This window comes from Nitratireductor basaltis, from assembly GCF_000733725.1.
In the GTDB taxonomy this organism is placed as follows: Bacteria; Pseudomonadota; Alphaproteobacteria; order Rhizobiales; family Rhizobiaceae; genus Chelativorans; species Chelativorans basaltis.
In genome coordinates, this window is sequence record NZ_JMQM01000002.1 from 650,062 (window position 1) to 674,560 (window position 24,499).

Consider the following 24,499-nt stretch of genomic DNA (forward strand, 5'->3'; position numbering starts at 1 on the left):
GCCGCTCCTAGCTCAGGACCACATTGGCTGCAGATTCGGGCAGTTCCTCACCAAAGGCGCGCTGGTAAAATTCGGCTACGATGGTGCGCTCGAGCTCGTCGCACTTGTTCAGGAATGTGAGGCGGAAGGCAAAGCCGACATCGCGGAAGATTTCAGCATTTTCCGCCCACATGATGACCGTGCGCGGGCTCATGACGGTGGAAAGATCGCCATTCATGAAGGCCGAACGGGTCATGTCGGCAACGCGCACCATGCGGGAGATGGTCTCGCGGCCTTCCTCGTTCTGGTAGTGCTTGGCCTTCGCCTGGACGATGGAGACTTCCTCGTCATGGGGCAGATAGTTCAGCGTCGTCACAATGGACCAGCGGTCCATCTGCGCCTGGTTGATCTGCTGCGTACCGTGATAGAGGCCGGTGGTGTCGCCAAGACCCACCGTGTTTGCCGTTGCAAAAAGGCGGAAAGCGGGGTGCGGGCGCAGAACGCGGCTCTGGTCGAGGAGCGTCAGACGGCCGGAGGATTCCAGAACACGCTGGATCACGAACATCACGTCCGGGCGACCGGCGTCATATTCGTCGAAGACCAGCGCGACATTGTGCTGGTATGCCCAGGGCAGCATGCCGTCCTTGAACTCGGTGACCTGTTTGCCTTCCTTGACCACGATGGCGTCCTTGCCGACGAGATCGATACGGCTGACATGGCTGTCGAGATTGATGCGCACCAGCGGCCAGTTCAGGCGTGCGGCTACCTGCTCGATATGGGTGGATTTGCCCGTGCCGTGATAACCCGACACCATTACGCGGCGATTGTAGGCAAAACCGGCCAGGATCGCCATGGTCGTCTGGCGGTCGAACAGATAGTCCGGATCGATATCAGGTACGTAGGAATCGGCGGTCGTGTAAGCCGGTACCACCATGTCCGACTCAAAACCGAAAGTCTCCTGAACGGAAACGGTCGTGTCGGGCAGGTTAGCGATATCGCGGTCCATCTGGTTCATCATGCCTCCAGCGCTCGCTTGTGCGTTATTTCCAAGCTGCGCAGCCTTTTTCGTGAAAACCCGGAACGTCTAGCAGAGATCGCGGTCAGCAGAAACCCGCTTGCTTGAGAAGCCGGTACGCCTGAAGAACATCCCGCAAACGGGCCTCGGAACCGCGGTCGCCGCCATTCGCATCGGGATGGTGACGCTTTACCAGAGTTTTATAGCGCGCCTTGATATCTTCGCCAGTCGCTTCTGCGCCAAGACCAAGCGTTTCCAGCGCCTTGGCCTCAAGCGGGCGCACTCTTTTGGCCGGTGTCGCTGCACGCGCCTCGGCTGCCGCTTCCCCGAAAAGGTTGAACGGGTCGCCAATGCGCTTGTAGTAGCCGGCGCGGCCCGAACGGAACGGGGCAAAGTCTCCGGACGGCTTGGAGCCTCCGGGGCCCGTCAGTCCAACCTTCCAGGTCGGGCGGTGCCCGGTCAGCGCTTCCTTCTGGAAGCGCTGGATATCGGTGTCGCGCAGGCCGGAGAAATAGTTATAGCCCTTGTTGTATTCGCGAACATGATCGAAGCAGAAGCGGAAATACTCGCCTTCGCGCTCGCGGCCCACAGGCGCGCGATGCGTGCCAGGCGCATCACAGCCGTCCCACTGGCAGCGAGGCGCACTGGCGTTGGCTTCGGCCTTTTTCTCGGGCCGGATCCTGATTTTCTCGAAATATTTCGAGTTCACTTTCATCGCTTACCTGGTTCACGCAAATCAGTCAGGGATTATGGACCTTGAGCAATGCGAAACAAGAATTGACTTTTCGCAGCTAAGGGACCTAGCCAGACAAATGAGAAGATTTCAGGGGTGAGAGCCCCATATGGGTCCAGGAGACGTCAATGTCCATACAGGAACGCATCGAAAAGAAGCTGAATGAGGCCTTCGCACCCGAACGCATGCAGGTGCTTAATGAGAGCCATCTCCATGCCGGTCATCACAATCGCGACCGAGCGGGCGAAACCTTCGACGGGGAGGGCGAGACGCATTTTCGCGTGCGTCTCGTTTCCCCAAAATTCGCGGGCATGGGACGCATCGACCGTCACCGTGCGGTGAATGAAGCCCTCTCGCAGGAACTGGCCGATGGCGTTCACGCGCTCGCCATCGAGCCGGCAGCGCCCGGTGAGGCTACCCGCTGGTAGAACCTGCTAGCTGTCGGTGGATGCGAGTGTCGTCTCGTCCACTGCAGGACGGATCCGCAGTTTGGTGATGCGGTTCTTGTCACGCTTCATCACGATGAATCGCTTGCCGAAGAAGGTGAAGGCCTGCTTCTCCTCGGGGATCGTCTGCGTCTCGTGAATGACGAGGCCGGCGATGGTCGTGGCTTCCTCGTCGGGCAGGTTCCAGTCGAGCGCGCGGTTGAGGTCGCGGATCGGCACCGACCCATCGACCACGACAGAGCCGTCTGCTTCCTGCTTCACGCCCTGCATGTCGACATCGTGTTCGTCGGAGATGTCACCGACGATCTCCTCGATGATGTCTTCCAGCGTGACGAGCCCCTCCACTTCACCATATTCATCAACGACGATGGCGATATGGGCCTTGCGGCGCAGAAAGGCATTGAGCTGGTCCTGAAGCGTGGTGGTATCAGGCACGAACCATGGCTTGGAAGCCACCTTCATGATGTCGATGCGGCTTGAGTCGTTTTCCACGTCGTTGAGTGCCCGCAGCAGGTCCTTGGCATGGACGACGCCGACGATGTTTTCGTTGGAATTGCGCCAGACCGGGATGCGCGTATAGGGGCTGCTCAGGATCTCGCGCACCACTGTCTCAGAAGGATCATCTGCATTGACCGAACGCATATTGGTCCGGTGGATCATGACGTCGGAAACTTCGAGCTCATGCAGGTCGAGCAAGCCACCAAGGCGATCACGGTCCTGCTTGTAGACGCCGCCTTCGCGGTGAAGCACTTCCACCGTGCCGCGAAGCTCTTCATGGGCGGAGAGCATGAAGGTGTCGCGCGAGAGGCTTACGCCGAACAGTCCGAGCATGAAGCGAACCAGGGCATTGGCCGCCGAGGAGAGCGTTCCGAACAGCAGAACCACAAGACGCGCGAAGGGCGCGACGAAAAGGGAGAAGCGTTCGGGGTTTGACAGCGCCCAGGACTTCGGGAGGATTTCCGCGAAGATCACAAGCAACACCGTCATGATGATCGTGGCGTAGACCACGCCTGCCTCACCGAACAGCGTCAGGAAGAGGCTGGTGGTCAATGCCGAAGCAAGGATGTTGACGAGATTGTTGCCGATGAGCAGCGCCCCCACGAGGCGGTCGCGTCGTGTCACCAGCGTGGCAACGATTCCGGCGCGCTTGTCGCCCCCTTGCTCAAGCGTATGCAATCGCGCACGCGAGACCGCTGTCATTCCAGTCTCCGTGCCCGAGAAGAAAAATGACAGGGCGATGAGCCCGATGATGATGCCGCCGGTGATCAGGATTTCGCCGGTCATTGCGGTCTGTTCTCCCTCAGGAAGGACAATACTTCAGAAGCCGGCACATCGCGTGCGATGAAGGACCGGCCTATGCCATTGGTCAGGATGAAGGTCAGCGCGCCGCGCGAAACCTTCTTGTCCTGTGCAATATAGGAAAGCAGTGTCTCTTCGTCAGGGAGCTCGCCCCTTATGTCGCTCACCCGGGTCGGGAGGCCGACTTCACGAAGATGCGCCTCGACGCGCTGGGCATCGTCCACGCTTGCCAGGTTCATGCGGGCAGAGAAGCGATGCGCCATGACCATGCCGATGGACACGGCTTCCCCATGGACGAGGCGTTTGCTGTCATATCCGGTGGCCGTTTCCAGCGCGTGCCCGAAGGTGTGGCCGAGATTTAGCAATGCGCGCTCACCGGATTCGCGTTCATCGCGTTCCACGATATCCGCTTTGGACTGGCAGGAGCGGGCAATCGCCTCCACACGGGCCGGGCCGCCTGCGAAAATGTCTTCCCAGCTCTTCTCCAGCCATCCGAAGAAATCGGGCTGGTTGATGAGGCCGTATTTTGCCACCTCGGCGTAACCAGCGCGGAATTCCCGCGGGGTCAGCGTGTCGAGGAGAGCGGAGTCGGCGATGACCAGCTTCGGCTGATGAAAGACCCCGATAAGGTTCTTTCCATGGGTGGAGTTGATACCGGTTTTCCCGCCGACGGAGGAATCAACCTGCGCCAACAGGGATGTCGGGATCTGCACGAAGTTCATGCCACGGCGCACGATGCCCGAGGCAAAGCCGGCGAGATCGCCCACCACGCCACCGCCGAGCGCAATGACCACATCCGCACGTTCCAGGCGGGCAGCCAGTATCCCGTCAACGACCTCCTGCAGGTGCTCGAAGCTCTTGCTCTTTTCGCCGGGCGGAACAGTGATCACCTCATGCCCGACGCCAGCGTTATCGAGCGCGGTTTTCAGTGTATCCAGGTGAAAGCCCGCCACGGTCTCATCAGTAACAACGGCTGCGCGTGCACCGGGCAGAACGCGTGCAAGCCGGTTGCCTGCGTCCCGCAGGATGCCAGGTCCGATCACGATGTCATAGCTTCGCTCGCCGAGACCAACCTTCACCGTGGTCTGATTTCCCGCTGCCGCCTGTTCGTTCATCCTGCCCTCAATGATCCGCGATAAGATGGGCCGCGAGACCATCCAGGACTTCCGCGGCGATCACGTCTTTCGATTCTTCGCGTGTGCGCACGACCACATTGGCTTCGCCATAGAGCGGATAGCGGTCTGCCATCAGCTTTTCCATGACGGCGCGAGGGTCTTGTGTTTGCAGAAGGGGGCGGTTCTGGCGTTTTGCGACGCGCTGCATGAGCGTGTCCAGATCCGCCTTCAGCCAGACCGAGACCCCGTTTCGTGCAACAGCCTTGCGGGTGCGCTCGCTCATGAATGCGCCGCCGCCGGTGGAAAGCACCTGCGGGCCTTCCCGAAGCAGCCGGGCGAGCACGCGGCGTTCCAGCGAACGAAATTCCGCCTCGCCGTAATTGGCAAAAAGGTCCGGGATGCTCATCCGCGACACCGCTTCAATCTCGTGGTCACTGTCGATGAACGGAAGCGAAAGTGCGGATGCCACCTTGCGGCCAATGACCGTCTTGCCGGCACCCATGAGGCCGACAAAGACAATGCTGCGCCGCCCCAGCCGGTCCAGCAGGGTTTTCGTATCCACGCTGTGCTTGATGGCTGTCTCTGTCATCCCCGCGCCAGCATTGTTGAACTCACGCCGGTTCGACATGAAAAGGCCTGTCGCGTCAAGCAATTGTCATGGTCAAACTTGCATTGACCCAGCCGAGTGCTCATAAGATTGATGTCCATTCCTGTTTACGCATGCTCAGGGCAGATTGCTGATGCCGACCCTATTCCGGCTTATTACCGTCATCGCCGTTCTGGTGGGTCTCGTCTATGGCGCCATGTTTGCCCTGGCGACATTCGTTGAGCCGAAAAAGGGTGAAATGAAGGTTCGCATACCGGCCGAACGCCTGACAGACCAGCGCTGAGATGAGCGGAGTTCGGGTCGAAAACTTTCTGGAAATGATGGCAGCGGAGCGCGGTGCCAGCGACAACACCCTCGGCGCCTATCGCCGTGACCTGGAAGATGCCAGCGCATTCATGGACGGGCCGCTGGAAAAAGCCAGTGCCGATGACATTCGTCACTTCCTTTCCGATATGGCATCTCGCGGCTTCACGCCGGGCACCCAGGCGCGCAAGCTTTCCGCACTGCGCCAGTTCTTCCGGTTCCTGTATGCCGAAGGTATGCGCTCGGATGATCCGACAGGGGTACTGGATAGTCCAAAGAAAGAGCGTGCGCTCCCGAAGGTGCTTGGTGAAGCCGAAGTCGGCACCCTCCTCGAAAGAGCAGCGGTCGAGGTGAGGGAGGCTGTGGCCGGCAGCGAAGAGCATCTGTTGGCACTGCGCATGCAAGCGCTTCTGGAAGTGCTCTACGCATCCGGATTGCGCGTATCGGAACTCGTCAGCCTGCCGATCACCGTGGCGCAACGCGATGAGCGCTTCTTCGTGGTGCGCGGCAAGGGCGGCAAGGAACGCATCGTTCCCCTGTCGCCGCGCGCGCGGCAGGTCATGAAGGAGTGGTTGGATTATCGCACACTGGTGCCGGCCTTCCAGGAAAGTGCATGGCTGTTCCCCGCCGCATCCCGAACAGGCTATCTTCCGCGGCAGGTCTTTGGTCGCGAGTTGAAAGCTCTCGGGGCACGGGCGGGAATTCCATCTGCGAAACTCTCACCGCATGTATTGAGACATGCTTTCGCCAGTCACTTGTTGCAAAATGGCGCTGATCTGCGCGCCGTGCAGCAACTTCTGGGCCATTCAGACATTTCAACCACTCAAATATATACACATGTGTTGGAAAAGCGGCTGGAAGAACTGGTGCAGAATCACCACCCGCTTGCCGATTAGGCAGATGACGGTTATGTGAGGCGCACATTCAGCGGTTGTTGCCGCACCGGCAACATGCAGCCGTATCGTAGATCCCGTGTCCGCAGGCGCTCATGTATAACTATCTGGATTTCGAAAAGCCCGTCGCAGATCTCGAAGGAAAGATCCTCGAGCTCAAGAAGCTCAACGAAACCGGCGAGGCCGTGGATGTGGCCGACGAGATCGCCCGGCTGGAAAAGCGCTCCCGTGATGCGCTGCACGATGTCTATCAGTCGCTGACGCCCTGGCAGAAGGCTCAGGTGGCCCGGCACGCCGACCGTCCCCACTGCATGGACTATGTGCGACAACTCTTCACCGACTTCACGCCGCTCGCCGGTGATCGCAGCTTTGGCGATGATGAGGCCGTCATTGCCGGCTTTGCCCGCTTCAAAGGCCAGTCTGTCGCGATCCTGGGTCAGGAGAAGGGTAGCGACATGCAGAGCCGGCTGAAGCACAATTTCGGCATGGCGCGGCCGGAAGGCTATCGCAAGGCGGTGCGCGTGATGGATCTTGCCGAGCGCTTCCAGATCCCGGTGGTCAGCCTGGTGGATACCGCCGGTGCCTATCCCGGCATCGGTGCGGAGGAACGCGGCCAAGCGGAAGCCATCGCGCGCTCGACGTCCAAATGCCTCGGCCTGACCGTTCCGAACATTTCCGTCATCATCGGCGAAGGTGGTTCAGGTGGCGCAATCGCCATTGCGACGGCCAATCTTGTCTACATGCTCGAGCACTCGATCTATTCGGTGATCTCGCCGGAAGGTGCGGCTTCCATCCTCTGGCATGACTCGACGCGCGCCAAGGATGCTGCCACGAACATGAAGATCACCGCCCAGGACCTGCTGGCGCTCAAGGTGATCGACGGCATCATCGAAGAGCCGGTTGGCGGTGCGCATCGGGCACGTGAGGCCGTCATCGAAGCCACCGGAGCGACGATCGAGAAGGGCTTCGCCGATCTACAGGCGGCTGGCACCGACTATCGGGAGCACCGCCGCGACAAGTTCCTGGCCATCGGCCGCACACTCTAGGCACTTCTGCTCTCATGGCTTCTTGAAATGGAACTGCGCGCAAGACAGCTTGCGCGGGGTTGCGTCAGTTTGTATCAATTTGCCACAAAATCGCCGCTCAAATGCCCAATCTAGCCGGGAGCCAGCCAAACGGGGTGATCGGCCGGTAATCATTTCTCAAGCTTAACGGGTGTTTACTGGGCGTTGATGTGGGACCTGCGGATCGTCCGCGTGGGTACGAAGTCTAAGAGAAGTTCATGATACGTCGCCTTGCCAGTGCAGCTTTGATGGTGTCCGCGCTTGTGATCGCCGGCTGCAGCGGTTCTCTCGAAGATATCGCCCCCAAGGCTGAGCGTGAGCTTCCGCAGAAGATCCTGACGCAGATGAAGGCCAAGGGCATGCGCAAGGATGCCCCCATCATGATGCGCATCTTCAAGGAAGAAGGTGAGCTTGAGGTCTGGAAGCAAAAGACCAATGGCCGCTACGACCTGATCGCGAGCTACGACATCTGCAAATGGTCGGGCAAACTCGGTCCCAAATACACCGAGGGCGACCGCCAGGCCCCCGAAGGGTTCTATACGATCAGCCCGGCCCAGATGAACCCGAAGTCGCAGTATCACCTCGCCTTCAATATCGGCTTTCCGAATGCCTATGATCGCGCCAATGGCCGATCCGGCACGCATCTCATGGTGCATGGCGCCTGCTCATCGGCTGGCTGCTATTCCATGACCGACGAGCAGGTCGAGGAAATCTATGCTTTCGCCCGCGACGCCTTCCGCGGTGGCCAGCAGGCCTTTCAGCTTCAGGCATATCCCTTCCGCATGACTGCAGCCAACATGGCCCGGTACAAGAATGATCCGAACTACCCGTTCTGGACCATGCTCAAGGAAGGTTATGATTACTTCCATGTGACAAAGCAGCCGCCGAAAGTCGATGTTTGCGAGCGGCGCTATGTCTTCAACAAGGTCGCAGCCGACGGCGCACGGTTTGACCCGGTAGCAGCCTGTCCGCCGGCCTCTACCCCTCAGCCGCTCCTGACTGCCTATCAAAGCTACCAGAAGGCCTATCAGCTCGATTTTGCAAAGGCGACGAAGGCCAAGCGCAATCAGGAGACGAAGCCGTCGATCTATGGCGTCCAGGAAGCAGCTTTGGTGGCGGATTGGAGCCGCAAGCGCGCTCGTGGCGAGCGGGTATCAGCTGAGCCGCCGAGCCTTGCGCCTGCTCCAACAGGCGTTTCGGCTCCGGAAACCATGACTGCATATTCCAGTCCCGATACTGCTGCGGCAGATGTGCAGCCGCAATCGACCGGCTCCACCATTCCCGTATCTGCGCAAACCGGTGCAGCTCAGAACGAGCCGGCCGAGCCGCAGGCAGCTCAGGCACCCGAACAGCCGGCTGCATTGCCAGCGCCCAATCCGCGCCGCTTCGGTGCGACAGGCAATGACGTCGCGACGCCATCCGCCGCCCAGCGCGCGCGCGGCGCCATCGGCAATCTATTCGGCAGTCAATGACGACTGAAATCGACCTTTACGATCTGCGTGGACTGAATTGCCCGTTGCCTGTCCTGAAGACGCGAAAGCGCATGGCGGGCATGCGCACAGGTGCGCGGCTTTGGATCGAGACGACAGACCCGCTTGCCGTCATCGATATCCCTGCCTTCTGCCAGCAGGAAGGACACAGGCTCATCGAGAGTGCCGCTTTCGACGGCGGCCATCGTTTTCTCCTGGAGCGGGGTGAGCCCGTCAGGGATTGAAGCTGAAACCGGCAACAGACAGCGGGTTATCCTGAAGCGCGGTCCGATCGGGCCGATCCAGGACCGGTCGCCCGATGAAGCCGGAAAACGCGTCTTCGATGGTTGCTGCGTCCAGGCCCTCACCGATGATCACGAGCATGGTCCCGGGTTCTGCTGCATCCTGTCTGATCAGAAGCTGCGGTGTTTCCAATGTACGACCCACGGCCTGCAGTAGATAAGCGCCTTGCGGGGTTGCAACCGTTCCCTTCAGACGAAGGAGCCGGAAGTCCGGCCGCGAGATCAGCCAGTCACAGAAGCCGGTGATGACGGCAAGCTGAACCGGCTGCGGTTCACGCACGATGGTGGAGGTCGCAGTTCCGTGAGCGTGATGATGGGCTGCATCGGTTCGCGGCAGGCCTACGGTTTTACTGGCCGAACCCGTCAGAAGGCCTGCTAGTTCATTACCTGACGGGTCAGCGATGAGATCGGCTGCCGGGTTGAGTGCAGCAATACGCGCTGCCGCTCCGTGGCGGACGGTTTCATCCAGACGCTCCGCGCGGGTCAGAATGACGACATCGGCCAGTGCGATCTGTCGCTCTGCCTCCGGATAGTCGGCTAGTTGGGCTTCCGTCTCCGCCAGGTTCACCACGGTCACGATGCGCGCGGGCGCGAAATGGCGCGAAAGTTCGTCGTCGCGCAGCAGCGCTTCGGCGACCGGCGCCGGGTCTGCAAGACCGCTGGTCTCAATAATGACCCGGTCCGGCTTTTTATCGCGTGCTGCAAGATCGCGCAGCGCATCGACCATCCTGCCACGCACGGCGCAACACATGCAGCCGTCGGCGAGCTCCGTCACGTCGTCGGAGACGGCGGCAACGATCAGGTGATCAACCGAGACCTCACCGAACTCGTTTATGAGGACAGCGGCGTTCTCAAACTCCGCGTGCGACAGCGCGCGGTTGAGGAGGGTCGTCTTCCCGGCTCCCAGAAAACCGGTGAGGATGGTGACCGGGATCAATGTGTCAGCCACCCTGAGCGGCCTCGGCGGCTACCGGCTGCGCGGGCGGCGTGTAGTTGGGACGCGGGGTCGGCAGGGGCACATCGGCATATTTCGGTGCAGTTGAAGCAGGTCCCGAAGCACCGAACCTTACCTCCTGAAACACGGGTTCGCTGGCGCGGGCGCTGACGAATTGCGATGCGTTGATCAGCACGTTCTCGTCATCGCCGCGATCGATACGTGTCTTCACCACTTCCGGAGAGCACACGGTCGGGCGCAGATTGGTCGGCTCGGTGTCTTCGGGGCGCTGCGTGTACATGGCCACGGGCATGGCGGTCTGCTCGGTTTCGTTCGCAAAGCCCTTTTCCAGAAGTGTGGCGGCAAGAGCCGCGCGCTCCACCTGGCCCGGTGCGCCAAGCACGACCGCTGCCAGAGTGCGCTGGTTCCGTGTGGCGGTGGCAATGAGGTTGAAGCCGGATTCACAGACATAGCCGGTCTTCATGCCATCTGCTCCGGGGAAGCGGCCCAGGAGGTAGTTGTAATTCGGGTAGCGCTTTTCGCCAACGGTCAGGCCATCGATCCGGTAGAGCCAGTCATAGCGGGCAAACTCCGTGCGCAACGCCCGGGTGAGGATCGCCATGTCGCGGGCGGTGGTGTACTGCCCTGTCGCGAAAAGGCCGTGGGCATTCACGAAATTCGAGCCCGTCATGCCGAGCCGTTTCGCTTCCTCGTTCATCAAGGCTGCAAAGCCATAGGTCGAGCCGGCAAGGCTTTCGGCAATGGAGGTCGAAATGTCATTGGCGGACTTCACCATGATGATCTTCAGGGCTTCCTCGAAAGTGAGGACCGTGCCGGCGGGAAATCCGATCTTGCTTGGTGGTTCACGCGTCGCACTCTTAGAGATGACTACCGGTGAATCCATCCGGATATAGCCTTTTTCCACCGCCCGCAGAACCGTGTAGGCTGTCATCAGCTTGGTGAGCGAAGCCGGATACCAGCGTTTGGTGGCATCCTCTTCGGCAAGAATCCGACCGCTGGCAATGTCCATGAGAACATAGGGTTCCGCCTTGGCGGCGCCCAATGGGGCCGCTGTAACCAAAAGCAGCGTGGCAGCGATTGCTGCAAATATGTTTCGACTGAACCGCATGAAGCGCCCCTGAATCCTAGCGAATAATTTTGCCGCTCTTGCCTGCCCCGACATGTGGCAGATGTTCTGCTGCCAGCAGCCAGCCCGGCGACCTACTCATCGCCCGCTTGCTGGTCCAGCATATCGGCATTGTATCGCCGTTATCTAGAGCATATGACCTGATGATGGCAAAGCGGTGCCGCCGCGACGTTTTCGCCAGCCTTAACGCTCTGGCCAGGGATCAGGAACTTTCATGCCCATTCTAAACCGTGCAGCAGAACTTCAAGGCGAGGTTACAGCGTGGCGCCATCACCTGCATCAAAGGCCCGAAATCCTCTATGAGGTGCACGAGACTGCAGCCTTCGTTGCGGACAAGCTGCGCCAGTTCGGTTGCGACGAGGTGGTGACAGGTATCGGACGCACCGGCGTGGTCGGCATCATCAACGGTTCGAAGGGGGCAGGTCGCGTCATCGGGCTGAGGGCGGACATGGATGCCCTGCCTATGCGTGAGGAGAGCGGCAAGCCCTATTCCTCGCTCACCGAAGGGCGGATGCATGCCTGCGGACATGACGGGCACATGTCCATGCTTCTGGGTGCCGCGAAATATCTGTCGGAGACGCGGAACTTTGCAGGGCGCGTTGCTCTGATCTTCCAGCCGGCCGAAGAGGGTGGCGCTGGTGGTGCCGCAATGGTTCAGGACGGGATGATGGAGCGCTTCGGGATCGAGAAGGTCTATGGCATGCACAACCTGCCTGGCCTTCCTGTCGGCCAGTTCGCCATACGTCCCGGACCGATCATGGCGGCGACGGCGGAATTCGAGATCGTCGTGCGCGGGCGCGGTGGCCATGCTGCCATGCCCCACAAGAGCATCGATCCAGTCGTTGCCGCCGGCCATCTGGTCGTGGCGCTGCAAGGCATCGCATCACGCTCAGCCGATCCACTGGAATCGCTGGTGGTGTCAGTGACACAGATCCACGGCGGCGACGCGCACAATATCATTCCCGACCAGGTGGTACTCCGCGGTACGGTTCGCACGCTGCGCAAGGAGATGGCAGGACTTGCCGAACAGCGCATGCGCGAAATCTCTGCCGGTATCGCCGCGGCGCATCGCGCGCAGATCTCGGTCGACTATGACAACAACTACCCCGTTACCTTCAACGTCCCCGATGAAGCCAGGTTCGCGCAGGCGATAGCCGGTGACATCGCGGGTGCTGAGCGGGTTGACGGCGACGTTGCACCGCTCATGGGAGGAGAAGACTTTTCCTACATGCTCGAAGCCCGCCCCGGCGCCTTCATCTTCATCGGCAATGGCGACAGCGCCTATCTGCACAATTCACGTTACGACTTCTGCGACGAAGCCATTCCGTTCGGCATCAGCTATTGGGCGCGTCTTGTGGAGACGGCACTGGCACCCGCCTGACGGCAGTCTTGGCGAAGCAGGAAAGACGCGTTATGACGTCACCCATGCGGTCCCGTAGCTCAGCAGGATAGAGCATCAGATTCCTAATCTGAGGGTCACAGGTTCGAATCCTGTCGGGATCGCCATAAACGTTTTTTTATTGCAAACGTTCGACACCATTTGCAGTATGGCGAGTAGCTTCGATAATAGTAGGAAACGAAGCAGTCGCACTAATCGGATTGGCTTCTATAGTGCTGCACGGTGTCTTCCCAGGTGTGAAGAGCAGCTTCCATCATTTCCAAAGCACCCTGCTCATCGCCCATAAGCCACTGCTTTGTTGGCTGCATAATCAATCGCAAGGCTTGACGACGGCTCAAGTTGCCACGTTCGACCTCCGCTAGCACACTCATTAGATGCCCTTCTAAAGTGGCAAAGTTCAACGTCTTATCGCTTGTTGTCATTTAGTTTCTCTCCAGAAGCGCAAGAGTAAAGTGTAGGAAACTGTCATCGTTTTTTTGGTTGTAATGCGTGGTTCTGTCAACAACGGGTTGAGGTCTCCCGTCGAATAAGTTGAACACGATTTTCCCAAGTTCGATCGCACGAATCCGCGTGCATTTCATCAGCGGATGTACTATGCGAGCGCACCCTTTGTTGTTGGCGTAACGACCATGCTTCGGCTTCGCGCTGCTTTTGGCTTTCGGGCCGCGATTTCTTCACTTGCGACGGAATACGGGAACCGGGAGTCATCTCCCGCGTTCACGATGACAGCTGTCCGCGACCATTTGCCGGCGTTCTTCCGAGCGAATGGTGTCATCATTTTCTATAACAACCTGTCGCTTTATTTGAGGCCTTTCGCCTCAACCTGATCACGTTTAGTGCGTTGAACCAGCTCGACATTCCATTCGGGATGACAGAGGGGCCAATAGCGCGTTCCGCGCGAATACTCATGAGTACATATCCGGATATGAATCGACGTTCTCTGCTTTTGAACGGCTGCGCGGCAGTGCTGGCCAGCCATACTGTCTTCGCGGCGTCCAGCGCATCGGCGCAGAGTGCGCCGGAGCCTGTTGGCGCGTCGGAGGCACCAGCCGGCAACCCGTTCTCTTTCGACCGGCTGACGGCCATGATGAAGGAGCGGGCAGCCAAGGCATATGAAGCCGCAGAAGCGACCCTTCCTGACGCGATTGCCGAGCTGAACTACGACCAGCATCGGGCCATCCGCTTCCGGCCGGATGAGGCAGTTTGGGCCGGCGAAGCTCCCTTCGAACTCCAGGCATTTCACCCCGGCTGGCTCTTCAAGGAGCCGGTGAAGATCCATGTCGTCGAAGATGGGGTGGAAGAGGTGCTTGGCTTCGACAGCCATCACTTTGAATACAACAAGCCACTCGAGGCGAGCGACTTCGAGGGGCTGAAGCTGCCGGGTGTTGCGGGTTTCCGCCTGCACTACCCGCTCAATTCGCCGGATGTGATGGATGAGCTTGTCGCCTTTCTCGGCGCCAGCTATTTCCGCGGACTTGGACGCGGCAATTTCTACGGCCTTTCCGCGCGTGGACTTGCGGTGAACACGGCCACTTCGGAAGGGGAAGAGTTCCCGCGGTTCAGCGAGTTCTGGATCGAGAAGCCCAAGCGCCAGAGCAAGTCCGTGACGGTGTATGCCGCACTCGACAGCCAGAGCGTTACCGGCGCCTACCGGTTCGTCATCACGCCGGGTGCACGCACGCAGATGGACGTGACCGCACGCCTGTTCATCCGAGAGGACATCAAGCGGCTGGGCATTGCGCCCATGACTTCAATGTTCCTCTTCGCGGAGAACAATGACAGTTCGTTCGATGATTTCCGTCCGCAGGTCCATGACAGCGACGGGCTGAAGATCGTTCGTGCCAGCGGCGAGGAGCTTTGGCGGAACCTGAACAATCCGCGCAAGCTTGCGACCTCGTTCTTCTCTGAAACCAGTCCGAAGGCATTCGGCCTCTACCAGCGCGACCGCAATTTCCAGAACTATCAGGATGCCGGTGCCGGTTACGAGCGTCGTCCCTCGCTGCTGGTGGAGCCTGAGGGTGACTGGGGCAAGGGCTGGATCAATCTGGTCGAGATCCCGACCGATCTCGAGGTGAATGACAATATCGTCGCCTTCTGGGTGCCGGAGGGCGAGGTGAAGGCCGGACAGGAACTGGAATTTGCCTATCGCCTTTCATGGGGCGATCTGCCGGAGCCAGGGAAGAAGCTTGGCCGTGTCGTTGCGCTTCGCACCGGTGAGGGCGGCGTGTCCGGGGTCAAGAACGAAGAAGGTTTGCGAAAATTCGTGATCGACTTCGATGGGGAGGTTCTGCGGAACCTTTCGTCGGATGATGAGGTTCTAGCGCAGATATCGGTCAGCAACGCCGAGATCACCCATAGCGGTGTGTCGCGCGTTGAAGCAAATGGCGTCTGGCGCCTCGTGATTGATCTTCTGCCGGAAGGCGACAAGCCCGTCGAGATGAAAGCGCATCTGGCCATCGAAGATGAGGCCGTGACTGAAACCTGGCTGTATCAGTGGAGAAATGGTGATGACCGCAGATCGTAAGACCCGTGGCGACCACGCCTTGGACCTTCCCGTTGCGCCCCTGGCCATGCCCGAGCAGGTGCTGGTGCGCCAGCGTCGGCGCAGCATTTTCTCTCACCCGCGTCTTGCCTGGCTTGCCTGGCGCTGACGCAAATAAAGCCCGGTGAAGAACCGGGCAGATTGACAAGATGACCCCAATTCGCCGCACTATCTCGCTTCTTTTCGCGCTGGTGACATCCGTTGCGGCCAGTCTTCTGGCGGGTGACTATTATTTTGCCGACGGCGTTCAGTGGATCGACCTGCTGCGCATCGGTTTGCTCGCGCTAAGCACTGCCTGGCTCGCATGGGGCGCTTCGATCGCCTTCAACGGGCTTTCGGCAAATCCCCGGACCGACATCCCCTCCAGTCTGCCACGCGAGCATGTGCGCACGGCAATCCTTGTGCCGGTCTACAACGAAGATCCGGTGAAAACCTTCAGCCATGTCGCTGCGATGGCGAAAAGCCTGCAGAAGCTCGGTGCACTCGGAGGCTTCGATTTCGCAGTTCTGTCCGACACGCGCGACGACACGATCGCCAATCAGGAGCGCTTCTGGTTGGAGCGTCTCCGGGGTGAAGTGCCGCAGGCGAAGATCTTCTACCGGCGCCGCGAGAGCAATCCGGGCAAGAAGGCTGGCAATATCGCCGACTTCATCACCCGGTCCGGCGCGCTTTACGAGTATCTTGTGATCCTTGATGCCGACAGCCTCATGGAAGGGGCCACGCTGGTCGAGATGGTGCGGCGCATGGAGGCGGAGCCGCAGCTGGGACTGCTGCAAACACTGCCGAAAATCATGCATTCACGCTCATTCTTCGGGCGCGCAATCGAATTCTCCGCTTCCTATTATTCTCCCGTCTATGCGCGCGGTCTTTCCGTGCTGCAGGGGGACGAGGGGCCGTTCTGGGGCCATAATGCCATCACCCGGACGCGTGCCTTTGCGCAGAGTTGCGGATTGCCGGAATTGCCCGGCAAGCCCCCCTTTGGCGGGCACATACTCAGCCATGATTACGTCGAGGCAGCGCTCCTTGCACGCAGCGGCTGGAAGGTGCGGGTGGATCCGGATCTTTCCGGCTCCTTCGAAGAAGGCCCGGACAATGTTATGGATTTCGCCAAGCGCGATCGCAGGTGGTGCCAGGGAAACCTGCAGCACGGACGCCTTGTTGCTGCTCCGGGCCTCAAATGGTGGAGCCGTTTCGTCTTCCTGCAGGGCATCATGGCCTATGTGGCGGCACCGCTTTGGGCGCTCTTTCTCGCAGCAAGCATCGTGGCGCCCGCGCTATCCGTCGTGCCGGACTACTTCCCCGAACCCGGTCATCTTCCGGTCTTCCCTCATGTGGAGCAGGCGGTCGCGATTGCGCTCCTGACCGGCGTCTTTGGTCTCCTGATCGGTCCGAAACTGATGGTTGTCCTTGATGGCGTGGCCACGCGCAGAAACCACGAATTCGGTGGCAGTCTGCGCACGGCATTGAGTGTGGCGGTGGAAATCGTCTGCACAAGCCTGCTCGCGCCCGTCATGATGCTGTTCCAGACGCGCGCCGTTCTGCAGGTTCTGTCGGGAGCCGACGGCGGCTGGCCTTCGGCTGATCGCGAGGCTGGGCGCGTGAGCCTTCAGGAAGCCTGGACGGGAAGCTGGTGGATTGTCGTGATCGGTCTGATGACCATTGGCGCGACCTATCGCCTTGCGCCCGATTACCTCATCTGGGTGCTGCTCGTTGCAGGGCCGCAGGTTTTCGCTCCGCTGCTGATTGCCGCCACGTCTCACGCGCCTGCCGGCTGGATGAACAGGATCGGCCTTTTCGAGCCCTCGCGCGAGCGGGTGCAGGCCGGCGTGATACATGATCAGGAACAGGTTTTGAGCCGCTGGCGCAACATGAGTGACGTTGCGTCGACCAAGGCGCCATCGCCACTAGGTGTGGCCATATCCGCCGAGAAGGCCATACGCGAGAGGAGCGGGGCATGAGTGGTCCCATCATAGCCGGCAGCGGCGGCCGTGATTTGCGCCTCGACGTGTTTCGTGGTCTGGCCCTGATCACGATCTTCATCAACCACGTGCCGGGTAATTTTTACGAGCACTTTACCTCGCGCAATTTCGGGTTTTCCGATGCCGCGGAAGGGTTCGTGCTGATGTCGGGGATTGCGGTCGGGCTTGCCTATTCCCGGGGCTTCATGCGCGGTGCCATCGGTGACGGGGTGCTGCGAGTGTGGCGGCGGGCGGGAACGCTCTATGTGACGCATCTCGTGACATCCGTCATCGCCATCGGGATCATTGCTGCCGGTTTCCTGTTCCTCGATGCGCATGAGATGGTCAAGCGCGTGAACTTCACGCGGCTTCTGGACCAGCCTCTGGAAGCCATGATCGGGCTGCCGACACTCGGCCACCAGATCGGCTATTTCAACATATTGCCACTCTATTTCGTGCTGCTCATCCTGTCGCCGATCTACATCATGGTTGGGTTGAGGAGCCGACTGGCCATGATCGGCATGGCTGTCGTCATCTGGCTTGCTGCCGGACATTTCCGGTTGAACCTCCCGAACTATCCCAATCCCGGCGGCTGGTTCTTCAATCCGTTTTCCTGGCAGCTCGTTTATGCCTTCGGCATTGCAGGCGGGCTGGGGATGATCAAGGGTGAGGCATTCGTGCCCTACCGGCGCTGGCTCTTCTGGCTGGCCGCGGGCTTTCTCGCCTTCTCGCTTGTCTGGATGAAGTTGCGCATGGGGGGGCTGCCGGGGCGGTCGTTCCTGCCTTACTACGTTGCGGGCTTCGACAAGACCTATGAGTCGCTGCCCCGACTGCTGCATGTGCTGGCCTTGGCCTATGTCGTGACAAACCTGCCGACAGTGACACGGCTGATGTCCTCGTCCATGTTCCAACCTGTCGCATTGATGGGGCAGAACGGACTTGCGGTCTTCGCGACGGGATCGGTGCTTGCAATGGGACTGCAGGTCGTCCGGGTCGGGATGGAGACGAACATCGCACAGGATGGTGCGCTGCTACTGGCCGGGCTGCTTGTGCAGTATCTTGTCGCGGCGGGTTTGTCGGCGATCTCCGACAAGGGTAAGAAGCGGCGTGATGCCGCTTCGCATGCGGCATTGCGCGATGCGAAGGAGCCGGGCAAGCAGCCGCTCGCTCCGGCCTGATCGGCTAAAACCAGTCCGGCAGCGAATCGAGAGCGATCAGATCATCATAGGTGAGACGCGGCCGGATCACGTGGAAACGGTCGCCCTTCACCAGCACCTCTGGCACGAGCAGGCGCGAATTATATGTGCCTGATTGCACGGCTCCGTAGGCCCCAGCCGAGCCGACAGCCACGAGGTCACCTGCCTTCAGCGCCGGCAGATCGCGATCCTGAGCAAGAAAATCGCCGGTTTCGCAGACGGGGCCGACAATGTCGGCCTTCAGCCGCTTGCCGCCTGCCGCCGCTTCGCGGACAGGGCGAATGCCGTGATAGGCCTCATAGAGCGTCGGACGTATGAGGTCATTCATCGCAGCGTCCACGATGACGAAGTTCTTCCCGTCGCCGTGCTTCACATAGATGACTTCGCTGACCAGAATGCCTGCATTGGCCGCAATGAGACGGCCCGGCTCGAAGATGACCTTCAGTCCGAGACGTCGCATGTGGCGATGCACGACTTCCGCATAGGCTGCGGGCAGGGGCGGAGGCTGATTGTCCTCATGATAGGGCACGCCCAGACCGCCACCCAGATCGACATGCTCGATCTCGTGGCCGTCCTGACGCAAGGTTTCGGTGAGTTCGGTCAGCAGCGCAAAGGCATCATCGAAAGGCTGCAGCTCGGTGATCTGGCTGCCGATATGCATGTCGATGCCGGTTACCTTCAGGCCGGGCAGTTCGGCGGCACGCGCATAGGCCGCACGAGCATCCTTCCATGGAATGCCGAACTTGTTTTCCGACTTGCCGGTCGAGATCTTCTTGTGGGTCTTCGCATCGACGTCAGGATTGATGCGCAGCGAAACCGGCGCCTCTTTTCCCAGCGCAACCGCACGGGTCGACAGAACCTCCAGTTCAGGCAGCGATTCGACATTGAAGCAGAGGATGCCTGCTTCCAATGCGAAGTCGATCTCGCGGATGGTCTTGCCGACGCCTGAAAACAGGATCTTCTCAGCCGGTATGCCTGCCTTCAGCGCACGGCGCAGTTCGCCTTCGGAGACGACGTCGGCGCCTGAACCGAGGGCGGCCAGCGTCTTGAGAACGGCCTGGTTTGAATTTGCCTTCATCGCGTAGCAGACGAGCGAGTCCAGTCCGGCAAGCGCGTCCTTGAAGACGGTGTAGTGTCGCGTCAGGGTAGCCGTGGAGTAGCAGTAGAACGGAGTGCCGACAGCCTCAGCAATCTGCGGTACGGAAACGTCTTCGGCATGGAGGATGCCGTCACGATACTCGAAATGGTTCACTGGACTTTGGCTTTCAGATCAGGCTGTCGAGTATGAAGGGGCGGTCTTCGACCGGCTTGGCCGGTTCTGCTGGCACCGGCTCGTCATTTCGCTCTGCTTCCTTGCGCGCTTCCACAGCGGCTTCATAGGGCGTGTCAAGCGGTGCCTTGCGACCGCATGCGCTGAAAGCGGAGGCCACAAGAAAAGCGAGAAGCAGGGCAGAGGCGCGAGCCAGCATGGATGGTGATCCCTTCAGATGCGTGTGGTGTTCATAGCACCGGTGAGTGCGGGCGCAAAGTCGCGCCCTTTGCTCAAACGTCCCGAGACAGGCGGTCTTTCCAGTAGGCGACCTGTTCGCGCACGCGTTCGGGGGCGGTGCCACCAAAGGAGGTGCGGCTTGCGACCGATTTCTCAACCGTCAGCACCGAATAGACATCGTCGGTAATGGCTGGGTTGATTTCCTTCAGGTCATCAAGCGGAAGATCGCCAAGCTGCGCCTTGCGCTCCTCCGCCAGGGCGACGGCACGTCCGGTGACGTGATGCGCTTCGCGGAAGGGCAGGCCCGCTTCACGGACCAGCCAGTCGGCCAGGTCGGTCGCGGTGGAGTAGCCGCTGCCTGCCGCTGCAGCCATAGCGTCGGCATTCACCTGCAGATCGCCGATCATGCCGGTCATTGCCGCAAGCATGAGGTCCAGCGTTTCAGCTGCGTCGAACACGCTTTCCTTGTCTTCCTGCATGTCCTTGGAATAGGCGAGCGGCAGGCCTTTCATGACCGTCAACAGCCCGATCAGATTGCCGTTGATGCGGCCCGTCTTCGCGCGGATCAACTCGGCAGCGTCCGGGTTCTTCTTTTGCGGCATGATGGAAGAGCCGGTGGAGAAGGAGTCCGACAGGCGGATAAAGCCGAATTGCGGTGTGGACCAGATGACGATTTCTTCCGCCAGGCGCGACAGATGCATGCCGCAGATCGACGCCACCGACATGAATTCCAGCGCGAAATCACGGTCCGACACGGTGTCAATCGAGTTTCGGGTTGGCTCGCGGAAACCGAGCGCTTCTGCCGTCATGTGGCGGTCGATGGGGAAACCCGTTCCTGCGAGTGCGGCGGTGCCGAGCGGGCATTCGTCGATGCGCTCAAGTGCATCGCGCACGCGGCTGCGGTCGCGGCCGAACATCTCGACATAAGCCATCAGATGATGGCCGAAGGTGACGGGCTGGGCGGTCTGAAGATGCGTGAAGCCGGGCATGACGGTGTCGGCGTGTTCTTCCGCACGCTTCAGGAACGCGCTCAGCAGGCCGGTGAGAGCCTCTTCCACGCGCTGCAGTTCTTCCTTCACCCAAAGGCGGAAATCGGTGGCCACCTGGTCGTTGCGCGAGCGCGCGGTATGGAGGCGACCGGCCGCCGGGCCAATCAGTTCGGCAAGGCGCGCTTCGACATTCATGTGGATGTCTTCCAGGCGCGTGGAGAACTCGAAGGTTCCGTCCTCGATCTCGGCGAGAATCGTGTTCAAGCCTTCGTGAATTTGTTTGACGTCCTCAGCCGAAATGATGCCCGCTTTGGCAAGCATGGCTGAATGAGCGATGCTGCCACGGATGTCCTGTGCGTAGAGCTTCTTGTCGAATGAGATGGATGCGTTGATCGCTTCCATGACCGCATCCGGCCCTGAGGCAAAACGCCCTCCCCACATGCGGTTGCTGCTTTTGTCTTGCGTCATCATGATAGCCGGATGTTTGGAGTTGAATGAATATGTCGAACACGAAACTGAACTTGCCGGCCATTCGCCTCGTCGTACTCGCCGCACTCGCAGGCGTCGTGGCCGGGATCATCGCCGTATACGTGATGGGTGAGGCCAATGGCAACCAGTCAGCAGCCAATGGCACAGGTCCAGTCTGTGCCGCAAAGGCTCCGCGAGCTGCGGGGCTCAAAGAATATGCGGTCGGAGATGTCGCGGCGATGCTGCCCTCGGACACTCCGCAATCGGTTCGCGATCTGACATTCGAGGGCCCTGCCGGGAAGCAGACTTCGATTGCCGACATGTCGGGAAAGGTGCTTCTGGTCAATCTCTGGGCAACGTGGTGCGCACCCTGCCGCGAGGAAATGCCGGCACTTGACGTGTTGCAGAAGGACATGGGGTCGGATCAGTTCGAGGTTGTCGCCATCAGCGTTGATCGCGGCGATATCGACAAGCCCAAGAACTTTCTGGACGAAATCGGCATCGAGGCGCTGAATTTCTATCGGGACAATTCCATGGGTGTGTTCAATGATCTCAAGCGCAAGGGCATCGGTCTCGGGCTGCCTGTCACCGTTCTCGTGGACGAGGATGGCTGTGCCATTGCTCAGATGAACGGCCCTGCGGAATGGGCGAGCGAAGACGCAAAGGCGCTTATCCGCCACGCACTCCAGCCACCAGAATGAGGGCTACGTCTCTTTGATCACTTTCTGGTGGTGGAAGTAGGGGAACCCGTCGCAACCGGCGCCATTGTGTAATAGGCTACCACCGGGGTAGACGCAGAAAGGCAGTCTTCTATGGGATTCCACAGCTTCCGTCGTGATCGGCTTACCAAAACAATCTATGGGTGGGCCTCCTCGATCATGCCGCCAATCTCGCAGACCGAGCGAGAAGCGATCGATGCGGGCACGGTCTGGTGGGACGGCGCGCTTTTTACGGGCAACCCCGATTGGGATGAATTCCTTTCCATGCCGCCGGCGAAGCTGTCGCCGGAAGAGCAGGCTTTCATGGACGGGCCGGTGCGCGAACTTTGCGCCATGGTCGATGACTGGAAGCTGAACTGGCACGACCGCGACCTGCCGCCGGAAGTGTGGGATTTCATGCGCAAGAACAAGTTCTTCGGCATGATCATTCCGAAGGAATTTGGCGGGCTTGGCTTCTCCAACACTGCCCATTCGGAAGTCGTGCGCACGCTCTCTTCCACCAGCGTCGTTGCTGGCGTCACGGTTATGGTGCCGAACTCGCTTGGTCCCGGCGAACTCCTGATGCATTTCGGCACGGATGAGCAGCGCCAATATTGGCTGCCGCGCCTTGCCGACGGCCGGGAAATTCCCTGCTTTGGCCTGACATCGCCTGCCGCAGGTTCCGATGCTGCAGCCATGACGGATACGGGTGTTGTCGAATATGGCACCTTCGAGGGCAAGGAAGTGCTAGGCATTCGCCTCAACTTCCACAAGCGCTACATCACTCTCGGGCCTGTCGCGACCGTGATGGGACTGGCGTTCCAGATGCATGATCCGGAGAATCATCTCGGTCGGGGAGAGGATCTCGGTATTACGGTTGCGCTGTTGCCGACGGACACGCCCGGCGTCAGCCACGGAGAGCGGCATATTCCGCAGTTCACCTTTTTCCAGAACGGTCCGCTTTACGGCAAGGACGTCTTTGTGCCGCTCGACCGCATCCTGGGCGGTGAGAAGCAGATCGGTCAGGGCTGGACCATGCTCATGACTGCGCTTGCAGCCGGACGCAGCATCTCCCTTCCGTCCCAGTCGGCGGCGTCCGCAGCCGTGTGTGCGCGGGCCACGGGTGCCTATGCCCGTGTGCGTACCCAGTTCAACATGCCGATCGGTATGTTCGAGGGCATTCAGGGCCCACTCGCCGAGATTGCGGCCAATGCGTATCTGATCGATGCTGCACGACGGGCCACCCTGGCCGCGCTCGACCAGGGCCACAAGCCGTCGGTCATCTCGGCAATCATGAAATATCACGCCACCGAGCGCATGCGCCGTTCGATCGAGCACGCGATGGACATTCATGGCGGCAAGGCGATCATCGACGGGCCGCGCAACTATCTCGGTTCGGCCTATCGGTCCGTGCCCATCGGGATCACAGTCGAGGGTGCGAACATCCTGACACGCAATCTGATGATCTTCGGTCAGGGTGCGATACGTTCCCACCCCTATATGCTCGAAGAACTTCTGGCCCTGTCTGATAAAGACAAGAAGGGCGGTCTCGACAAGTTCGACAAGGCCTTCTGGAAGCATGTGGGACATGCGCTGAAAACCGCCGGACGTGCATTCATTCGCGGCTGGAGCGGTGGCCATATCGGGCCTGCACCCTCAAAGGGAGCCATGAGCCGCCACTGGAAGCGCCTGTCGCGCTATTCGGCAGCTTTCGCGCTCCTCTCGGACCTGTCACTTCTCACGCTTGGCGGGTCCCTGAAGCGCAAGGAGCTTCTTTCAGCACGTCTGGGCGACATTCTGTCGGAGCTTTATCTGCTTGCCTGTGTCCTGAAGCGGTTCGAGGATGAAGGGCGACCGGATGAGGATCGTCCGCTTGTCGACTTCATCATGGAGCAGGGCGAGGGGCGTATTGGCAAAGCCTTCAGGGGTGTTCTGGACAATCTTCCCGCGCGCTGGGCAGCCATTCTGGTACGCATCATCGCTTTCCCCGGGGGTGTTCCCGATCCGGTTGCATCCGACCGTTTGACAATCCAGGTCGCCAACATGCTGATGAAGCCTGGTGCGCAGCGAGAGAGGCTGACGCCCGATCTCTACCTTGGCGAGGGCCATGCGGAGCATCCGCTGAAGGATCTGGAAGAGGCATTCAGGCTGGTCACGGAAGTTGCGCCGCTGGAGAAGAAGATGCGCGAAGCGAAAATCAGCGACGTTGCCCGTGCACGCGAAGCCGGGGTGCTTTCGGCCGGAGAGGCTTATCGTGTTCTTACGGCGCGCCAGACGGTGGAGCGCGTAGTGGCGGTTGATTCATTTCCCATGGAAGAGGTTTCGCCTCTGGCGGCCCAGCATCAGAAAAAGACGCCGGCAAAGAAACCTGCGCGCCGGGCTCCGCCGCGGAAAAAGTCAGTTTCGGAAGCTGCCGAGTAGCGCCCATTCCGCCATATACGGATTGTTCAGATT

General features: G+C 60.1%; 24 protein-coding genes and 1 tRNA gene. 14 read left to right on the forward strand and 11 right to left on the reverse strand.

What is annotated here, in order from left to right:
* Positions 1 to 7: 7 nt before the first annotated feature.
* Both cobS and EL18_RS15540 read right to left on the reverse strand, forming a co-directional pair.
* A complete protein-coding gene (gene cobS / locus EL18_RS15535) occupies positions 8 to 994 on the reverse strand; it encodes a cobaltochelatase subunit CobS (RefSeq protein WP_036486541.1) in 987 nt (328 codons plus the stop codon).
* A gap of 85 nt (positions 995 to 1,079) precedes the next feature.
* On the reverse strand, positions 1,080 to 1,709 hold the full coding sequence (locus tag EL18_RS15540) for a J domain-containing protein (RefSeq protein WP_036486189.1): 630 nt from the start codon (positions 1,707 to 1,709) through the stop codon (positions 1,080 to 1,082).
* 146 nt (positions 1,710 to 1,855) lie between these two features.
* On the opposite strand from EL18_RS15540, the gene EL18_RS15545 reads away from it, so the two are divergent.
* The gene (locus tag EL18_RS15545; RefSeq protein ID WP_036486191.1) at positions 1,856 to 2,155 is read left to right on the forward strand and encodes a BolA family protein; all 300 of its coding nucleotides are present in this window, start codon (positions 1,856 to 1,858) and stop codon (positions 2,153 to 2,155) included.
* Between the two features lie 6 nt (positions 2,156 to 2,161).
* Here the strand turns inward: EL18_RS15545 and EL18_RS15550 are convergent, their stop codons facing one another.
* The 3 genes from EL18_RS15550 to EL18_RS15560 are packed head-to-tail and all read right to left on the reverse strand — an operon-like array spanning position 2,162 to position 5,176.
* A complete protein-coding gene (locus EL18_RS15550) occupies positions 2,162 to 3,457 on the reverse strand; it encodes an HlyC/CorC family transporter (RefSeq protein ID WP_036486193.1) in 1,296 nt (431 codons plus the stop codon).
* Positions 3,454 to 4,587, reverse strand: coding sequence for a 3-dehydroquinate synthase (gene aroB, locus EL18_RS15555; RefSeq protein ID WP_036486195.1), 1,134 nt, complete (start codon positions 4,585 to 4,587; stop codon positions 3,454 to 3,456). Before aroB ends, EL18_RS15550 begins: the two co-directional genes overlap by 4 nt.
* 7 nt (positions 4,588 to 4,594) lie before the next feature.
* Complete coding sequence (locus tag EL18_RS15560) at positions 4,595 to 5,176, reverse strand: shikimate kinase (RefSeq protein ID WP_036486543.1); 582 nt, start codon at positions 5,174 to 5,176, stop codon at positions 4,595 to 4,597.
* Between the two features lie 151 nt (positions 5,177 to 5,327).
* Between EL18_RS15560 and EL18_RS15565 the strand changes: the two genes are divergently transcribed.
* The 5 genes from EL18_RS15565 to EL18_RS17675 all read left to right on the forward strand — a co-directional run bounded on the left by EL18_RS15565 (position 5,328) and on the right by EL18_RS17675 (position 9,168).
* Positions 5,328 to 5,477, forward strand: coding sequence for a hypothetical protein (locus EL18_RS15565; RefSeq protein WP_036486197.1), 150 nt, complete (start codon positions 5,328 to 5,330; stop codon positions 5,475 to 5,477).
* A 1-nt stretch (position 5,478) separates the two neighbouring features.
* A complete protein-coding gene (locus tag EL18_RS15570) occupies positions 5,479 to 6,393 on the forward strand; it encodes a site-specific tyrosine recombinase XerD (protein ID WP_036486199.1) in 915 nt (304 codons plus the stop codon).
* Between the two features lie 92 nt (positions 6,394 to 6,485).
* Positions 6,486 to 7,436 carry an acetyl-CoA carboxylase carboxyltransferase subunit alpha gene (locus EL18_RS15575; RefSeq protein ID WP_036486201.1) on the forward strand — a complete coding sequence of 317 codons (951 nt, stop codon included), beginning with the start codon at positions 6,486 to 6,488 and terminating at the stop codon, positions 7,434 to 7,436.
* A 236-nt stretch (positions 7,437 to 7,672) separates the two neighbouring features.
* Positions 7,673 to 8,926 (forward strand): L,D-transpeptidase family protein, encoded by a 1,254-nt coding sequence (locus EL18_RS15580; protein WP_036486203.1) that lies wholly within the window; start codon positions 7,673 to 7,675, stop codon positions 8,924 to 8,926.
* Complete coding sequence (locus EL18_RS17675) at positions 8,923 to 9,168, forward strand: sulfurtransferase TusA family protein (RefSeq protein WP_081871261.1); 246 nt, start codon at positions 8,923 to 8,925, stop codon at positions 9,166 to 9,168. The genes EL18_RS15580 and EL18_RS17675 overlap by 4 nt, the downstream gene beginning before the upstream one ends.
* On the opposite strand, the gene EL18_RS15590 is transcribed toward EL18_RS17675, so the two are convergent.
* Both EL18_RS15590 and EL18_RS15595 read right to left on the reverse strand, forming a co-directional pair.
* Complete coding sequence (locus EL18_RS15590) at positions 9,158 to 10,174, reverse strand: CobW family GTP-binding protein (protein ID WP_081871262.1); 1,017 nt, start codon at positions 10,172 to 10,174, stop codon at positions 9,158 to 9,160. The genes EL18_RS17675 and EL18_RS15590 overlap by 11 nt on opposite strands.
* On the reverse strand, positions 10,167 to 11,288 hold the full coding sequence (locus EL18_RS15595) for a D-alanyl-D-alanine carboxypeptidase family protein (RefSeq protein ID WP_051914362.1): 1,122 nt from the start codon (positions 11,286 to 11,288) through the stop codon (positions 10,167 to 10,169). Before EL18_RS15595 ends, EL18_RS15590 begins: the two co-directional genes overlap by 8 nt.
* 232 nt (positions 11,289 to 11,520) lie before the next feature.
* Here EL18_RS15595 and EL18_RS15600 point away from each other — a divergent pair, with 232 nt between their 5' ends.
* Both EL18_RS15600 and EL18_RS15605 read left to right on the forward strand, forming a co-directional pair.
* The gene (locus EL18_RS15600) at positions 11,521 to 12,687 is read left to right on the forward strand and encodes a M20 aminoacylase family protein (RefSeq protein WP_036486209.1); all 1,167 of its coding nucleotides are present in this window, start codon (positions 11,521 to 11,523) and stop codon (positions 12,685 to 12,687) included.
* 48 nt (positions 12,688 to 12,735) lie between these two features.
* Positions 12,736 to 12,812 (forward strand) — tRNA-Arg (locus EL18_RS15605).
* An 84-nt stretch (positions 12,813 to 12,896) separates the two neighbouring features.
* Here the strand turns inward: EL18_RS15605 and EL18_RS15610 are convergent.
* The gene (locus tag EL18_RS15610; RefSeq protein ID WP_036486211.1) at positions 12,897 to 13,127 is read right to left on the reverse strand and encodes a hypothetical protein; all 231 of its coding nucleotides are present in this window, start codon (positions 13,125 to 13,127) and stop codon (positions 12,897 to 12,899) included.
* A 503-nt stretch (positions 13,128 to 13,630) separates the two neighbouring features.
* On the opposite strand from EL18_RS15610, the gene EL18_RS15615 reads away from it, so the two are divergent.
* From EL18_RS15615 to EL18_RS15625, 4 genes are read left to right on the forward strand one after another with little or no spacing between them, the layout of a single operon-like run.
* Positions 13,631 to 15,229, forward strand: coding sequence for an OpgD/OpgG family glucan biosynthesis protein (locus tag EL18_RS15615; protein WP_036486221.1), 1,599 nt, complete (start codon positions 13,631 to 13,633; stop codon positions 15,227 to 15,229).
* Positions 15,213 to 15,356 (forward strand): hypothetical protein, encoded by a 144-nt coding sequence (locus EL18_RS17995; RefSeq protein ID WP_161782011.1) that lies wholly within the window; start codon positions 15,213 to 15,215, stop codon positions 15,354 to 15,356. The genes EL18_RS15615 and EL18_RS17995 overlap by 17 nt, the downstream gene beginning before the upstream one ends.
* A gap of 40 nt (positions 15,357 to 15,396) precedes the next feature.
* Positions 15,397 to 17,205 carry a glucans biosynthesis glucosyltransferase MdoH gene (mdoH, locus tag EL18_RS15620; RefSeq protein ID WP_051914364.1) on the forward strand — a complete coding sequence of 603 codons (1,809 nt, stop codon included), beginning with the start codon at positions 15,397 to 15,399 and terminating at the stop codon, positions 17,203 to 17,205.
* Complete coding sequence (locus EL18_RS15625; RefSeq protein WP_036486223.1) at positions 17,202 to 18,383, forward strand: OpgC family protein; 1,182 nt, start codon at positions 17,202 to 17,204, stop codon at positions 18,381 to 18,383. Before mdoH ends, EL18_RS15625 begins: the two co-directional genes overlap by 4 nt.
* A 4-nt stretch (positions 18,384 to 18,387) precedes the next feature.
* On the opposite strand, the gene lysA is transcribed toward EL18_RS15625, so the two are convergent.
* The 3 genes from lysA to argH all read right to left on the reverse strand — a co-directional run bounded on the left by lysA (position 18,388) and on the right by argH (position 21,347).
* A complete protein-coding gene (gene lysA, locus EL18_RS15630; RefSeq protein ID WP_036486225.1) occupies positions 18,388 to 19,653 on the reverse strand; it encodes a diaminopimelate decarboxylase in 1,266 nt (421 codons plus the stop codon).
* Positions 19,654 to 19,666: 13 nt separating this feature from the next.
* Positions 19,667 to 19,870 carry a lipoprotein gene (locus tag EL18_RS15635; RefSeq protein WP_036486227.1) on the reverse strand — a complete coding sequence of 68 codons (204 nt, stop codon included), beginning with the start codon at positions 19,868 to 19,870 and terminating at the stop codon, positions 19,667 to 19,669.
* Between the two features lie 73 nt (positions 19,871 to 19,943).
* Complete coding sequence (gene argH / locus EL18_RS15640; RefSeq protein WP_081871280.1) at positions 19,944 to 21,347, reverse strand: argininosuccinate lyase; 1,404 nt, start codon at positions 21,345 to 21,347, stop codon at positions 19,944 to 19,946.
* A gap of 32 nt (positions 21,348 to 21,379) precedes the next feature.
* Between argH and tlpA the strand changes: the two genes are divergently transcribed.
* Both tlpA and EL18_RS15650 read left to right on the forward strand, forming a co-directional pair.
* Positions 21,380 to 22,048, forward strand: coding sequence for a thiol:disulfide interchange protein TlpA (tlpA, locus tag EL18_RS15645; RefSeq protein WP_036486549.1), 669 nt, complete (start codon positions 21,380 to 21,382; stop codon positions 22,046 to 22,048).
* 111 nt (positions 22,049 to 22,159) lie between these two features.
* Positions 22,160 to 24,466 (forward strand): acyl-CoA dehydrogenase, encoded by a 2,307-nt coding sequence (locus EL18_RS15650; RefSeq protein ID WP_036486231.1) that lies wholly within the window; start codon positions 22,160 to 22,162, stop codon positions 24,464 to 24,466.
* Positions 24,467 to 24,499: the final 33 nt, after the last annotated feature.